Here is a 14,331-nt window from a genome sequence, read left to right on the forward strand (position 1 = left end):
GTCAGGGCAGCAGCGGCCGGGCAAGCCACGGTATAGTAACCCGTTCACGCCAAGGAGCCGCCCCATGCGCCAGAAACCCACCGTCCTTTCCCGCGAGATTGTCGCCAGCAGCCGCCTGTTCCGGGTCGAGGCAGTGCAGTTGCGCTTTGCCAACGGCAACGAGCGCACCTATGAGCGGCTGGTGGGGCGCGGCAATGGCTATGGCGCGGTGATGGTCGTGGCGATGCTCGATGCCGAGCATGCGGTGCTGGTCGAAGAGTACTGCGGCGGCACCGACGAGTACGAACTGTCCCTGCCCAAGGGCCTGATCGAGCCGGGTGAAGACGTGCTGGCGGCGGCCGACCGGGAGCTCAAGGAAGAAGCCGGCTTCGGCGCCCGTCAGCTCGAACATCTGACGGAGCTGTCGCTGTCGCCGGGCTACATGAGCCAGAAGATCCAGGTGGTGCTGGCCACCGACCTGTACGAAGAACGCCTGGAGGGCGACGAGCCGGAGCCGATGCGGGTCGACAAGGTCAGCCTGCGCGAGCTCTCGGCCCTGGCCCAGCATCCGCAGTTTTCCGAGGGCCGCGCGCTGGCGGCGTTGTACCTGGTGCGTGACCTGCTGACCCAGCGCGGGGTGTTCGGCGCATGAACGACCAGCAACTGATGCAGGCGGTGGTGACGCTGGCCCGTGAAGCGGGTAAGGCCATATTGCCGTTCTGGCGCGCCGAGCTGGCCGTCACGGAAAAAGCCGACGCCTCACCGGTCACCGCTGCCGACCTGGCCGCCCATCAAGTGATTGCCGAAGGGCTGCAGGCCCTGGCCCCGGCTATCCCGGTGTTGTCCGAAGAAGACTGCGAGATCCCCTTGAGCGAACGCCAGCAATGGCAGCGCTGGTGGCTGGTCGATCCGCTCGACGGCACCAAGGAGTTCATCGCCGGCACCGAAGAGTTCACCGTCAACATCGCCTTGATCGAAGCAGGAAGGGTGGTATTTGGCGTGGTGGCGATTCCCACCAATGGCCGCTGCTATTTCGGTGGCAGCGGCATCGGCGCCTGGCTCGAAGAAGCCGACGGCGTGGCCAGCGCCATCAACGTTCGCAACGCCCCACCTGCCGGTGAGCGTTTCACCGTGGTCGCCAGCCGGCGCCACTCCAGCCCGCAGCAGGAAGCCCTGCTGGCCGGCTTGAGTTCGGCGGTGGGCGAGCTGGAGCTGGCCAATATCGGTAGCTCGCTGAAGTTCTGCCTGCTGGCCGAAGGCGCGGCCGACTGCTATCCGCGCCTGGCACCCACTTCCCAGTGGGACACCGCCGCCGCCCAGGGCGTGCTGGAAGGCGCCGGTGGCCAAGTGCTCAACCTCGATGGTCAGGTGTTCAGCTACCCGCCGCGCGAGTCTCTGCTCAACCCCTTCTTCCTCGCCCTGCCCGCCGCCGCCCCGTGGCGCGAGCGGCTGCTGCAGCTGGCCTCAACGATGTAGCACGTACTGGCCGCTGAACAGCACGGCGGCCTCGTCACTGCCCGCATTGCAGACCTGGGTCTGCAGGTTCAGGCGCGCCCGGCCACGGCGCTGGAAGGTGGCGACGAAGCGTTCCCAGACCTTTTCTTCCGGCGCCTGGCACAGGGCAATGGCCGCGCCGGTCACCGGCAGCGGGTAGCTGATCTGGCCCTCCTGGATGACGATGTGGCCATCGTCGATCCCGGCCTCGCGCAGGCGCAGGTGCAGCCAGCCCCAACCGACCAGTACGGCGGCGCAGTAGAGGCTGCCGCCGAACATGGTGCTCTTGTGGTTGGTGTTGGGCTCCAGCGGCAGTTGCAGGCGCAGGCAGTGTTGCTGCCAGTCGAGCACCTGCATGCCCATCTCGCGGGTCAGGGGAATATCACCGTGCAGCACCGCTTCGAGGTAGTGGCTGTCCGTGGTCATGGGCGGTTGTCCTCCAGGTCGTCAGTGCTGGTGTTGCTGTCGGCGAAGCTCAGGCCATGCTTGCGCAGCTTGTCGTGCAGGGTCTTGCGCGGAATGCCCAGGGCCTCGGCCAGGCTGCGCATGGAGCTGTGGGGCTGGGCCAGTTCGGCGGCGATCAGCGCGCGTTCGAACTGCTCGACCTGCTCGCTGAGGTTGCCGCCGCCCAGGGGCACGGCCTGTTCGCCCGGGGCGGGCGGGGCTTCGCCGTCCAGCGCCAGTTCCAGGCCCAGGGCAAAGCGCTCGGCGGCGTTCTGCAGTTCGCGTACGTTGCCCGGCCAGCCGTGGCGCAGCAGCATCGCCCGTTGCGCCGGTTGCAGGCTGTGGGCCGGCAGGCCATGGCGCTCGCTGGCGGCATCGGCAAAATGCTGGAACAGCACCAGGACGTCATCGCCGCGCTCGCGCAGGGGTGGGATGCGCAGCGGTGCGACGTTCAGGCGGTAGTAGAGGTCGGCGCGGAAGCGGCCCTGGTCGGCGGCCTGGCGCAGGTCTTCCTTGGTCGCGGCGATGATGCGGATGTCCAGCGGGATCAGCTGGTTGCCGCCCAGGCGCTCGACCACCCGCTCCTGCAGCAGGCGCAGCAGCTTGACCTGCACATCCAGGCTCATGCTCTCGATTTCATCGAGGAACAGGGTGCCGCCGTTGGCGAATTCGAACTTGCCGATGCGCCGCTTCTGCGCGCCGGTGAAGGCGCCGGGCTCGTGGCCGAACAGCTCGCTTTCGACCACCGACTCGGCCAGGGCCCCGGCGTTGATCGCCACGAAGGGGCCGTCGCGGCGGCTCGACAGGTCATGCAGGGCGCGGGCCACCACTTCCTTGCCGGCCCCGGTCTCGCCGAGGATCAGGACGTCGGCACGGGTCCCGGCCAGGGCGCCGATCTGCTCGCGCAGGCGCAGCATCGGCGCCGACTGGCCGACCAGGCGGGTACTCAGCTCCTGGCGGTCGCTCAGGGCCAGGCGCAGGCTGCGGTTGTCCAGCACCAGGCGGCGCAGGGCCAGGGCACGGCGCACGCTGTCGAGCAGGGCATCGCTGGCGAAGGGCTTTTCCAGGAAGTCATAGGCGCCGGCGCGCATGGCCTGCACCGCCAGGGGCACGTCGCCATGGCCGGTGATCAGCAGCACCGGCAGCTCCGGGTCGCGGGCGTGTACCTGTTGCTGCAGCTCCAGGCCATCGATGCCGGGCATGCGGATGTCGCTGACCAGTACCCCCGGCCAGTCCTGCTCGATGCGCCCGGCCAGGCCCTGGGCATCGCTCAGGGACAGGACCTTGAGGCCGGCAAGGTCCAGGGTCTGGCTCAGGGCCTGGCGCAGGTGCGGGTCGTCGTCGACCAGGATCACCTGTACGCGGCTGTCGATGAGCGGCTCGGTCGTCATGCCGATGGGTCCTCCGAGAATTGCAGGTTGGCGCCGGGCTTGGCGACGCGCAGTTTCAGGGTAAGCAAGGCGCCGCCTTCGGGGTGGTTGCCGAGCAGCAACTCACCGCCCAGGGCGCGCATCAGGGTGTCGCAGATCGCCAGGCCCAGGCCCAGGCCCTGGGTGCGGGTCTTGGTGGTGAAGAACGGCTCCCGGGCGCGGGCCAGCGCTTCACTGCTGAAACCCGGGCCGTTGTCGCGAATGTACAGGTAGACGTTGCCTTCGCGCTGTTCGGCACTGAGCATGAGTTTACGTGGGTTGGCCTTCTCGGTCAGGGCGTCGAGGGCGTTGGCCAGCAGGTTGCCGAGCACCTGGCGCAGGCGGGTTTCACCGGCCTGGACCCACAGGGTGGCGTCGGGCAGGTCGCGCACCAGCTCCACCGCCATGGCCCGGCGGCGCTTGGCCAGCAGGGCCAGGGCATCGTCCAGCGCCGGCTGCAGCGCCACGCTCTCAGGGGCGTGGCGGTCGCGGCGGGCGAAGGCACGCAGGTGGGCGATGATCGACGCCATGCGCCCGGTCAGTTCGCTGATCAGCTTGAGGTTGCTGCGGGCATCCTCGGTGCGCTGGTGGTCGAGCAGGATCTCGGCGTTTTCGGCGTAGCTGCGGATCGCCGCCAGCGGCTGGTTGAGCTCGTGGCTGATGCTCGCCGACATGGTGCCCAGTACCGACAACTTGCCGGCCTGGACCAACTCGTCCTGGGCACGCACCAGTTCCTGCTGGGCCTGTTCGCGCTCCAGCACTTCGCTTTTCAGCCGGCTGTTGAGGCCTTCCAGGTCGGCGGTGCGCTCGATCACGCGCTTTTCCAGCTCCTGGCGGGCGTGGGCTTCGAAATCGATGCGGTCCATGTAGTGGCGGCGGCGCTGCATCATCAGACCGAGCAGCAACATCAGCACCAGCAGGGCGGCGCCTCCAATAGCCACCACGGTGCGCACCGGGCGGTCGATCAGGGTTCGCGGGGCGAGGATGCTGACCTGCCAGCCGGTTTCCTCGATCGCCTGGGTCTGGATCAGCCAGGCATCACGGTTGAGGTTGAGCGGCTGGGGCGACTGGGTCGGGTAGGGCTGGATGGCGACGATGGCTTCGCGCTCGGCCTCGGTCAGCGGCCGGGTGGCGCGAAAGCGCCAGTCCGGACGCGAGGTGAGGATCACCACGCCGTTGTGGTCGGTCAGCAGCAGCTGTTCGGGGGTCTTGCCCCACAGGGTCTCGGTGTGGTCCAGGTCGACCTTGACCACCAGTGCACCGATGATTTCGTCACCGTCGCGCACCGCGGCGGCGAAGAAGTAGCCACGCTTGGCCGAGGTCGTGCCCTGGCCGAAGAAACGTCCCAGGCGACCGGCAATGGCCTCGCTGTAGTACGGGCGGAAGGCGAAATTGCGGGCGACGAAACTGTCGTGCTTGTCCCAGTTGGAGGCCGCCAGGGTGTTGCCCTTGGCGTCCATCAGGTACATGACTTCGGCGCCGGTCTGGGTAGCGATGTCCTTGAGCAGGCGGTTGGCGTTGGTCAGGGTTTCCAGGCGCAGCGGGTCGGCCAGCACGGCGCGCAGGGCCGGCAGGTCGCCGAGGATCTGCGGCAGGGTTTCATAGCGGTGCAGGGTGCCCAGCAGGTTGGCGACGTACAGGTCCAGGGTCTGGCGGTTCTGTCCGGCCAGTTCGTCCTGGTAATAGCGTTCGGCAAGGTGCTGCAGGGGCCAGAGCAGCGGCGCCAGGCAGATCGCCAGCAGGGCCAGGCTACGCCAGCGAGGGCGGCGGGGAAGGGGGGGGATCTTGATCATCGCAACTTCGCCAGTAGGGTCTGGCGCATTATGCGCTACTTCAGGCAGTCGATCAGCGCCTGCTGCCAGTGCGGCTGGCTGACCTGCCACTGGCGTTGCAGCAAGCTGCAGTCCAGGCGCGAGTTGAGCGGGCGGCGAGCGGGCGTCGGATACTCGCTCGAGGGGATCGGCAGCAACTCGGCGCAGGGCAGGCCCCGGGCCTTGAGGTGCGCGCCGATGGCCTGGGCGAAGCCGAACCAGGAGGTCTCGCCCCGGGCAGTCAGGTGGTAGGTGCCCCAGGCGCCGGGTTGGCCGGCCAGCCAGCGTTCGATCAACGCGCGGGTGCTGCTGGCCAGGGTGCCGGCCCAGGTCGGCGCGCCGATCTGGTCGGCGACGATGCGCAGTTGCGGCTGCTCCTGCAACAGGCGCTGCATGGTCAGCAGGAAGTTGCGGCCCTGGCGCGAATAGACCCAGCTAGTGCGCAGGATCAGGTGCTGGCCAGCCACGGCTTCGATGGCCCGTTCGCCCGCCAGTTTGCTCTGGCCGTAGACGTTCAGGGGGTTCGGCTCGTCGGCTTCGGTGTAGGGCGTGGCCTTGGTGCCGTCGAACACATAGTCGGTGGAATAGTGGATCAACGGAATGCCCAGTCGGGCGGCTTCTTCGGCGAAGATGCCCGGGGCCCGGGCGTTGATCGCAAAGGCCGCTTCCGGCTCGCTTTCGGCCTGGTCGACCGCGGTGTAGGCGGCGGCATTGATGATCAGGTCCGGGGCAAGGCGCTGTACTTGCGTGCGAATGGCGTCGGGGTGGGCAAGGTCAAGCCGGTCGCGCCCCAGCATGTGCAACTGGCCGAGGTCGCCCAGGCACGCCTGCAGCGCCTGGGCCACCTGGCCGTGCTGGCCGCTGATCAGGATGGTCGGCTGGGTGCGCTTCATGGAAACAGCTCGGCATCGCGCAACCACTGGCCGGCCTGGTCCTTGGCGGACAGCAGGGGAGGCTGTTGCAGCTGCCAGTCGATGGCCAGGTCCGGATCGTCCCAGCGAATGCAGCGTTCGGCAGCGGGGTTGTAGTAGTCGGTGGTCTTGTACAGGAACTCGGCGCGTTCGCTGATGACCACGAAACCATGGGCGAAACCTTCGGGCACCCAGAGCTGGCGGTGGTTCTCGGCGCTCAGCGTCACCGCGACCCACTGGCCGAAGCTGGCCGAGCTGCGGCGCAGGTCCACGGCGACATCCAGCACCTCGCCCTGGGTCACCCGCACCAGCTTGCCCTGGGTGTTTTCCAGCTGGTAGTGCAGGCCGCGCAGCACGCCACGGCTGGAAGCGGAATGGTTGTCCTGGACGAAGCGGGTGCTGACGCCGGTCAGGGCTTCGAAGGCGCGGGCATTGAAGCTTTCGTAGAAAAAGCCGCGGCTGTCGGCAAACACCCGGGGTTCAAGAATCAGAACACCCGGTAAGGCGGTGGGAATGAGGTTCATGGTTGCTCTTCGGCCAGTTTGTACAGGTACTGACCGTAGTCGGTCTTGCCCAGCGCCTGGGCTTGCTCAAGCAGTTGTTCACGGCTGATCCAGCCTTTCTGCCAGGCGATTTCTTCCAGGCAGGCCACTTTCAGGCCCTGGCGGTGCTCGATGGTCTGGATGTACTGCGCCGCTTCCAACAGGCTGTCGGGGGTGCCGGTGTCGAGCCAGGCAAAGCCGCGTCCGAAGCGTTCGACACGCAGGTCGCCGCGCTGCAGATAGACGTTGGTGACGTCGGTGATTTCCAGTTCGCCGCGGGCCGAGGGTTTGACGCCCTTGGCGATCTCGATCACGTCATTGTCATAGAAGTACAGGCCGGTGACGGCGTAGTTCGACTTGGGTCGCAACGGCTTTTCTTCGATCGAGCGGGCACGGCCCTGTGCATCGAAATCGACGACACCGAAACGCTGCGGATCCTTGACCCAGTAGCCGAATACCGTCGCGCCACTGGGGTGGTTGATGGCGCGCAGCAGCTGCTCGCTGAAGCCCTGGCCATGGAAGATGTTGTCGCCCAGGATCAGGCACACCGGGTCGGCGCCGATGAACTGTTCACCGATCAGGAACGCCTGGGCCAGGCCGTCCGGGGACGGCTGCTCGGCATAGCTCAGGGCAATACCGAACTGGCTGCCATCGCCGAACAGCTGGCGATACTGGGGCAGGTCCTGGGGGGTGGAGATCAGCAGGATCTCGCGAATGCCGGCCAGCATCAGCACCGAGATCGGGTAGTAGATCATCGGCTTGTCGTAGATCGGCAGCAGTTGCTTGGACACCCCGAGGGTGACTGGATGCAGGCGGGTGCCGGAGCCGCCCGCCAGGACGATGCCCTTGGTCATGCAATCAGGTCCTTGAAGTCGCTGTTGCCCAGGCGCTGGCCCTGGTAACTGCCGTCCTGCACGCGCTGGCACCATTCCAGGTTGTCCAGGTACCACTGCACGGTCTTGCGCAATCCGCTTTCGAAAGTTTCTTCAGGCACCCAGCCCAGTTCACGCTCGATCTTGCCGGCGTCGATGGCGTAGCGCCGATCGTGGCCCGGGCGGTCCTCGACGTAGGTGATCAGTTCGGCGTAGCGGCTGACCCCGGCAGGGTGCTCGGGGCGCAGCGCTTCGAGCAAGGCGCAGAGGCTGCGCACCACATCGATGTTCTCCTGCTCGTTATGGCCACCAATGTTGTAGGTCTCGCCGACCTTGCCCTCGGCGAGCACCTTGAGCAGCGCCCGCACATGGTCCTCGACATACAGCCAGTCGCGCACCTGCAGGCCGTTGCCGTACACCGGCAGCGGCTTGCCGGCCAGGGCGCTGGTGATCATCAGCGGGATGAGCTTTTCAGGGAACTGGTAGGGGCCGTAGTTGTTCGAGCAGTTGCTGACCAGCACCGGCAGCCCGTAGGTGCGCTGCCAGGCGCGGACCAGGTGGTCGGATGCCGCCTTGCTGGCCGAATAGGGCGAGCTTGGCGCGTAGGGCGCGGTTTCGCTGAACAGCCCGTCGGCGCGGTGAAGGTCGCCATAGACTTCGTCGGTGGACACATGGAGAAAGCGGAATGCTTCACGCTGCCCGGCAGGCAGCGCCTGCCAGTAGGCGCGGGTGGCTTCGAGCAGCGCGTAGGTGCCGACGATGTTGGTCTGGATGAACGCTGCCGGGCCGTCAATCGAGCGGTCTACATGGGATTCTGCCGCCAGGTGCATGATCGCCTGGGGCTGGAAGCGTTGCAGCACTTCGCTGACCTTGGCCTGGTCGGCAATGTCGGCCTGGACCCACTCATAGCGGGTATCGGTTGCAATGCTGGCCAGCGATTCCAGGTTGCCGGCGTAGGTCAGCTTGTCGAGGTTGAGCACCTCGTGTTCGGTGGCGCCGATCAGGTGGCGAATCAGGGCGGAGCCGATGAAGCCGGCGCCGCCGGTGATGAGAATGCGCATGTCCAGTGACCTTTGGCGAATCTGCGGATGTTCTGGTGAAGCCTAGCTGCTGGACAGTTTACGCCATGTGCCCCGGCCTCGTTGCTCATCGCCTTTTTCCGGCGGTGCTTGCTTATCGGCACAAGCAGTGGCGATATAAGCAGCAAAAAAAAACGAGGTCCCCCCCATGCCGCTCACCACCCTGATCCACCGCTCCAGTCAGCCCTGCCCCGACGTCAGCGAACAGCAGGCCCTGCACGTCCTGCAGGAGCACTATGGGCTCAGCGGCGCGTTGCAGTCACTGGGCAGCCAGCAAGACCTGAACTTTCGCGTCGACAGTGCCCAGGGGCGCTATGTGCTGAAAATCTGCCACGGTGATTATGCCGTGGCCGAACTGGAAGCCCAGCATGCGGCCCTGGGCTACTTGCGCGAGCGTGGCTTGCCGGTGCCGGCGGTGATTGTGGCAGGTTCGGGCGAGCACCTGCTGGCCCTGGACGTCAATGGCCAGGCCATTCGTGCCCGGCTGCTGGACTATATCGAGGGCCAGTCGCTGACCCGCCTCAAGTACATGGAGCCGCAGCTGATTGCCGAGCTCGGGCGGCTCTGTGCCCGTGTCGACCAGGCCCTGGCCGATTTCAGCCATCCCGGGCTGGAGCGTACCCTGCAGTGGGACCCGCGCCATGCGCCGGCGCTGATCGCCCACCTGCTGCCGGTGCTCGCCGACGGCCCGCGCAAGGCGCGCGTGCTGGCGGCCGCCAGCAAAGCCGAGCAACGCCTGCAACCCCTGGTCGAACATCTGCCGATGCAGGCCGTGCACCTGGACATCACCGATGACAACGCGGTCTGGCAGCGCGATGAACAGCGCCAATGGCAACTGCAGGGCGTCATCGACTTCGGCGACCTGTTGCACACCTGGCGGATCGCCGACCTGTCGGTGACCTGTGCGGCCTTGCTGCACCATGCCGAAGGCGATCCGCTGCGCATCCTGCCTGCGGTCCAGGCCTACCAGGCGCTCAACCCCCTGACCGAGGCCGAGCTGCGGGCGCTGTGGCCACTGGTGGTGGCGCGTGCCGCGGTGCTGGTGCTCAGCAGCGAACAGCAACTGAGTGTCGATCCGGGCAACAGCTACAGCCGTGACAACCTGGCCCACGAGTGGGAAATCTTCGAGGTGGCGACCAGCGTGCCGTTCGAGCTGATGGAGGCGGCAATTCTCCAGGCAGCTGGCATTGCTGTGCCGGCCTCGCCGCTCGACGCCGTTGCCCTGCTGCCTGGCGTGCAGGGCAGCGCCGTCACTGCGGTGGACCTGGGCGTGCTCAGCGAGCATTTCCAGGCAGGCAACTGGGAGCAGGACGGTATCGACCAGCAACTGCTGCGCGAGCAGGCGGGCGAACAGGGCGCGGCGTGCACGCTCTATGGCCAGTACCGACTGTCGCAGACCCATATCGACAATCCGCAGGAACCCGCGACCCTTGCCCTGCACGTCGAGCTCCAGGTGCCGGCGGGCAGCACCCTGCAAGCGCCCTGGGCAGGCACCTGGTCGCAGACCGAAGACGGGCAGGGTTGCCTGCAAGGCCAGCAGTGCAGCCTCTGGTTGCGTGGCCTGGTCGATGCGCCGAAGCCGGGTACGCAACTGAGCGCCGGGCAGCCTCTGGGCCGCACCGAAGGCGTACTGTCGATCCAGCTGTGCCGGGTGCCGGGCCTGTGCCCACCACCGTTCGTCGTGCCTTCACGGGCTGCGGCCTGGCAAGTGCTGTGCCCGTCGCCACAAGCCCTGCTGGGCTTTGCCTGCGAGGCCGCGCCGCTGGTCGACGCCGGGCAGTTGCTGGCGCGTCGCGATGCCAGCTTCGCCCGCTCGCAGAAGCACTACTACCAGCAACCGCCGCATATCGAGCGTGGCTGGCGCAACTACCTGATCGACATGCAGGGCCGCTCCTACCTGGACATGCTCAACAACGTCGCCGTCCTCGGCCACGGTCATCCGCGCATGGTCAGCGAAGCAGCCAAACAATGGTCGTTGCTCAACACCAACTCGCGCTTTCACTACGCGGCCATTGCCGAGTTCTCCGAGCGCCTGCTGGAACTGGCGCCAGACTCCATGGACCGGGTGTTCCTGGTCAACAGCGGCACCGAGGCCAACGACCTGGCGATCCGCCTGGCCTGGGCCTACAGCGGTGGCCGCGACATGCTCAGCGTGCTGGAGGCCTATCACGGCTGGTCGGTGGCCACCGATGCGATTTCCACCTCGATCGCCGACAACCCCCAGGCCTTGAGCACCCGGCCCGACTGGGTGCATCCGGTGATTGCGCCCAACACCTACCGGGGCGCCTATCGCGGTGAGCAGAGCGCGGCTGATTACCTGCGCGATGTCGACGCCAAGCTCGATGCCCTGGCGGGTGAAAACCGGCAGCTGGCCGGTTTCATCTGTGAGCCGGTGTATGGCAATGCCGGCGGTATTTCCCTGCCGCCGGGCTACCTCAAGCAGGCCTATGAGAAGGTCCGCGCCGCGGGCGGGGTGTGCATCGCCGACGAGGTGCAGGTCGGCTATGGCCGCCTGGGCGAGTACTTCTGGGGCTTCGAGGAGCAGGGCGTGGTGCCGGACATCATCACCATGGCCAAGGGCATGGGCAACGGCCATCCCCTGGGCGCGGTGATCACCCGCCGGGAAATCGCCGAGGCGCTGGAAGCCGAGGGGTACTTCTTCTCGTCGGCCGGCGGCAGCCCGGTCAGTTGCCGGATCGGTATGGCGGTGCTCGATGTCATGGGCGAGGAAGGCCTGTGGGACAACGCCCGCGATGTGGGCAGGCACTTCAAGGCGCGCCTGCAGCAACTTGTCGATAAACATCCGCTGGCCGGTGCCGTGCATGGCTCGGGCTTCTACCTGGGCCTTGAACTGGTGCGCGACCGCTCGACCCTGGAGCCGGCCACCGAAGAAACCACCGCACTGTGCAACCGCCTGCGCGAGCTGGGCATCTTCATGCAGCCCACCGGCGACTACCTCAACATCCTCAAGATCAAGCCGCCGATGTGCACCACCCGGGCCAGCGTGGACTACTTCGTCGACTGCATCGACAAAGTGCTTTCAGACGCGTTGTAACCCTTGAACCAGAGCCGCTTAAGTCGATTGTTATCGGCTTAAGCGGCTTTTTTGTGGCTGAAATTTTATTTTCGTCACTACCAAAGCCGATATTTATCGGATATAAATGCCTCCAGCACCACTTACTGTCATCGGTCGTCTGGCATATTCAGGCGGCCCGGTCACCTTTCGAGGAGGTTTTCATGAGCCGCACCGTTACCGTCGCCGCCACCCAGATGGCCTGCACCTGGGATCGCCAGGCCAACCTTGCCAACGCCGAGAAGCTGGTCCGCGAAGCGGCCGCCAAGGGCGCGCAGATCATCCTGATCCAGGAACTGTTCGAAACCCCGTACTTCTGCCAGAAGCCGAACCCGGACTACCTGCAACTGGCCACGCCGGTGGAAACCAACGCCGCCATCGAGCATTTCCAGGCCCTGGCCAAGGAGCTGCAAGTGGTGTTGCCGATCAGCTTCTTCGAACTGGCCGGGCGTGCCCGTTTCAACAGCATCGCGATCATCGATGCCGACGGCAGCAACCTGGGCGTGTACCGCAAGACCCACATCCCGGATGGCCCTGGCTACCACGAGAAGTACTACTTCAACCCGGGCGACACCGGCTTCAAGGTCTGGCAGACCCGCTACGCGAAAATCGGCGTGGGCATCTGCTGGGACCAGTGGTTCCCGGAGTGCGCCCGCAGCATGGCGCTGCTGGGTGCCGAAGTGCTGTTCTACCCGACCGCCATCGGCAGCGAGCCGCATGACAAGACCATCTCCTCGCGCGACCACTGGCAGCGTGTGCAGCAGGGCCATGCCGGTGCCAACCTGATGCCGCTGATCGCCAGCAACCGCATCGGCACCGAAGAGCAGGACGGCTACGACATCACCTTCTACGGCTCGTCGTTCATCGCCAACCAGTTCGGTGAAAAAGTCCAGGAGCTCAACGAGACCGAAGAGGGCGTGCTGGTGCATACTTTCGACCTCGACAAGCTGGAGCACACCCGCAGCGCCTGGGGCACTTTCCGTGATCGCCGTCCAAACCTGTACGGCCCGGTGAAGACCCTCGATGGCGCGCTGGAATCCTGATCATTCAATGACCTCGACGCGGGCCACGGTGCCGGCGTCGGGCCTTGCAAAGGTTCACTCATGAAAACTCTGACCAGCACCCCGCGCGCCGACGGCTTCCATATGCCCGCCGAGTGGGCGAAGCAAACCCAGGTCTGGATGGTCTGGCCCGAGCGCCCGGACAACTGGCGCCTGGGCGGCAAACCGGTACAGGCCGCCCACGTGACGCTGGCCAAGGCCATCGCCCGTTTCGAACCGGTCACCGTGGCCGTATCGGCCGGCCAGTACGACAACGCCCGCGCGCGCCTGGACGCAGCGAATATCCGCGTGGTGGAAATCAGCAACGACGACGCCTGGGTGCGTGACACCGGGCCGACCTTCGTCATCAACGACAGCGGCGAAGTCCGTGGCGTGGATTGGGGCTTCAATGCCTGGGGTGGTTTCGAGGGCGGCCTGTACGCGCCGTGGAACCGCGACGAGCAAGTGGCCAGCAAGGTGCTGGAAATGGAGCGTTGCCCGCGCTACCACACCGAAGGCTTCGTGCTTGAGGGCGGCTCGATTCACGTCGACGGTGAAGGCACCCTGATCACCACCGAAGAATGCCTGCTCAACCACAACCGCAACCCGCACCTGAACCGCGAGCAGATCGAAGCGGTGCTGCGCGACCACCTGGCGGTGGACACCATCATCTGGCTGCCCGATGGCTTGTACAACGACGAGACCGACGGCCACGTCGACAACTTCTGTTGTTACGTACGCCCGGGCGAAGTGTTACTGGCCTGGACAGATGATTCGCAAGACCCCAACTATGCACGCTGCCACGCCGCACTCGAGGTGCTGCAGAACAGCCGTGATGCCAAGGGTCGCCCGTTTATCGTGCACAAGATGCCGATTCCCGGACCGCTGTACGCCACTGAAGAAGAGTGCGCGGGCGTCGATCCGGTGGCCGGTAGCCAGGAGCGTAACCCGTCGGTTCGCCTGGCCGGTTCCTACGTCAACTTCCTGATCGTCAACGGCGGCATCATCGCCCCGAGCTTCGACGACCCGGCAGATGCCGAGGCTAGAGCGATTCTTGAGCGTGTGTTCCCCGAGCATGAAGTGGTCATGATCCCGGGCCGCGAGATGCTCCTGGGGGGCGGCAACATCCACTGCCTGACCCAGCAGCAGCCGGCACCCGCCAAAGGCTGAATGTGCGCAAAGTGAAAGCCCGTCCCAGGACGGGCTTTTTTATTGGGCGGACGACAACCGGCGTGTGCGCTGGCACACCTCTTGTATTTGTTTTGCATTGTATTTCAAACAGATAGGGCAGCACTGTTCTGTCACAAAGTTCCAGTAGGTTAGCCGCTCACGGCCCCGGGAGTACGTGTCGAAATGAATGCAGTAAGTGAGCCGGCTTCGCCCCCATCGGCAATGAACCACGACGCGCTGCGGCGAGTGGCGCAGTGGTTGAAGAACAATGGAGCCAACCGGGTCAGGAAGACCGAACCACGACGTGCATTGCTGGCACGCTATCCAGCAGGGTTGATTACCGATGCAGAGCTTGAAGCGCTGCTGGGTGACAGCGTCAGCTGACGGGTCTGGCGAAAACACAAAAGGGCGGCACTGCGTAAGCAGTGCCGCCCTTTTTCATGCCTCTGTGGGAGCGGGCTTGCCCCGCGATTGCGGTCTATCTGCCAAACCGCATCGCGGGGCAAG

Annotated in this window: 13 protein-coding genes; 6 read left to right on the top strand and 7 right to left on the bottom strand. The window is 65.8% G+C overall.

Features of this window, described 5'->3' with window-relative positions; all coding sequences use genetic code 11:
• The first annotated feature begins 64 nt into the window (after positions 1-64).
• On the top strand, positions 65-631 hold the full coding sequence (gene nudE / locus M2D63_RS22650) for an ADP compounds hydrolase NudE (RefSeq protein WP_285865286.1): 567 nt from the start codon (positions 65-67) through the stop codon (positions 629-631).
• Positions 628-1,455, top strand: coding sequence for a 3'(2'),5'-bisphosphate nucleotidase CysQ (cysQ, locus tag M2D63_RS22655; RefSeq protein WP_285865288.1), 828 nt, complete (start codon positions 628-630; stop codon positions 1,453-1,455). Before nudE ends, cysQ begins: the two co-directional genes overlap by 4 nt.
• On the opposite strand, the gene M2D63_RS22660 is transcribed toward cysQ, so the two are convergent.
• From M2D63_RS22660 to rfbB, 7 genes are read right to left on the bottom strand one after another with little or no spacing between them, the layout of a single operon-like run.
• Positions 1,444-1,899: a YiiD C-terminal domain-containing protein gene (locus M2D63_RS22660; protein WP_285865290.1), complete on the bottom strand. Its 456-nt coding sequence runs from the start codon at positions 1,897-1,899 to the stop codon at positions 1,444-1,446. The genes cysQ and M2D63_RS22660 overlap by 12 nt on opposite strands.
• Positions 1,896-3,308: a sigma-54 dependent transcriptional regulator gene (locus tag M2D63_RS22665; RefSeq protein ID WP_285865292.1), complete on the bottom strand. Its 1,413-nt coding sequence runs from the start codon at positions 3,306-3,308 to the stop codon at positions 1,896-1,898. Before M2D63_RS22665 ends, M2D63_RS22660 begins: the two co-directional genes overlap by 4 nt.
• Positions 3,305-5,119, bottom strand: a complete 1,815-nt coding sequence (locus M2D63_RS22670) for an ATP-binding protein (RefSeq protein ID WP_285865294.1) — start codon at positions 5,117-5,119, stop codon at positions 3,305-3,307. Before M2D63_RS22670 ends, M2D63_RS22665 begins: the two co-directional genes overlap by 4 nt.
• A 35-nt stretch (positions 5,120-5,154) precedes the next feature.
• A complete protein-coding gene (rfbD, locus tag M2D63_RS22675) occupies positions 5,155-6,030 on the bottom strand; it encodes a dTDP-4-dehydrorhamnose reductase (protein WP_285865295.1) in 876 nt (291 codons plus the stop codon).
• Positions 6,027-6,572, bottom strand: a complete 546-nt coding sequence (gene rfbC, locus M2D63_RS22680) for a dTDP-4-dehydrorhamnose 3,5-epimerase (protein ID WP_285865296.1) — start codon at positions 6,570-6,572, stop codon at positions 6,027-6,029. The genes rfbD and rfbC overlap by 4 nt, the downstream gene beginning before the upstream one ends.
• Positions 6,569-7,444 carry a glucose-1-phosphate thymidylyltransferase RfbA gene (rfbA, locus tag M2D63_RS22685; protein WP_285865298.1) on the bottom strand — a complete coding sequence of 292 codons (876 nt, stop codon included), beginning with the start codon at positions 7,442-7,444 and terminating at the stop codon, positions 6,569-6,571. The genes rfbC and rfbA overlap by 4 nt, the downstream gene beginning before the upstream one ends.
• Entirely contained in the window at positions 7,441-8,523 is a 1,083-nt protein-coding gene (rfbB, locus tag M2D63_RS22690; protein ID WP_285865299.1) for a dTDP-glucose 4,6-dehydratase, read from the bottom strand. Before rfbB ends, rfbA begins: the two co-directional genes overlap by 4 nt.
• A 166-nt stretch (positions 8,524-8,689) precedes the next feature.
• Here rfbB and M2D63_RS22695 point away from each other — a divergent pair, with 166 nt between their 5' ends.
• The 4 genes from M2D63_RS22695 to M2D63_RS22710 all read left to right on the top strand — a co-directional run bounded on the left by M2D63_RS22695 (position 8,690) and on the right by M2D63_RS22710 (position 14,208).
• Entirely contained in the window at positions 8,690-11,596 is a 2,907-nt protein-coding gene (locus M2D63_RS22695; RefSeq protein WP_285865301.1) for an aminotransferase, read from the top strand.
• Between the two features lie 182 nt (positions 11,597-11,778).
• Positions 11,779-12,657, top strand: coding sequence for an N-carbamoylputrescine amidase (aguB, locus tag M2D63_RS22700; RefSeq protein WP_285865303.1), 879 nt, complete (start codon positions 11,779-11,781; stop codon positions 12,655-12,657).
• A 60-nt stretch (positions 12,658-12,717) separates the two neighbouring features.
• Positions 12,718-13,824 (top strand): agmatine deiminase, encoded by a 1,107-nt coding sequence (aguA, locus tag M2D63_RS22705; RefSeq protein WP_285865304.1) that lies wholly within the window; start codon positions 12,718-12,720, stop codon positions 13,822-13,824.
• A 183-nt stretch (positions 13,825-14,007) separates the two neighbouring features.
• On the top strand, positions 14,008-14,208 hold the full coding sequence (locus M2D63_RS22710; RefSeq protein ID WP_285865305.1) for a hypothetical protein: 201 nt from the start codon (positions 14,008-14,010) through the stop codon (positions 14,206-14,208).
• Positions 14,209-14,331 lie beyond the last annotated feature (123 nt).

It is taken from the genome of Pseudomonas sp. BJa5 (assembly GCF_030272875.2).
Classification (GTDB): domain Bacteria; phylum Pseudomonadota; class Gammaproteobacteria; order Pseudomonadales; family Pseudomonadaceae; genus Aquipseudomonas.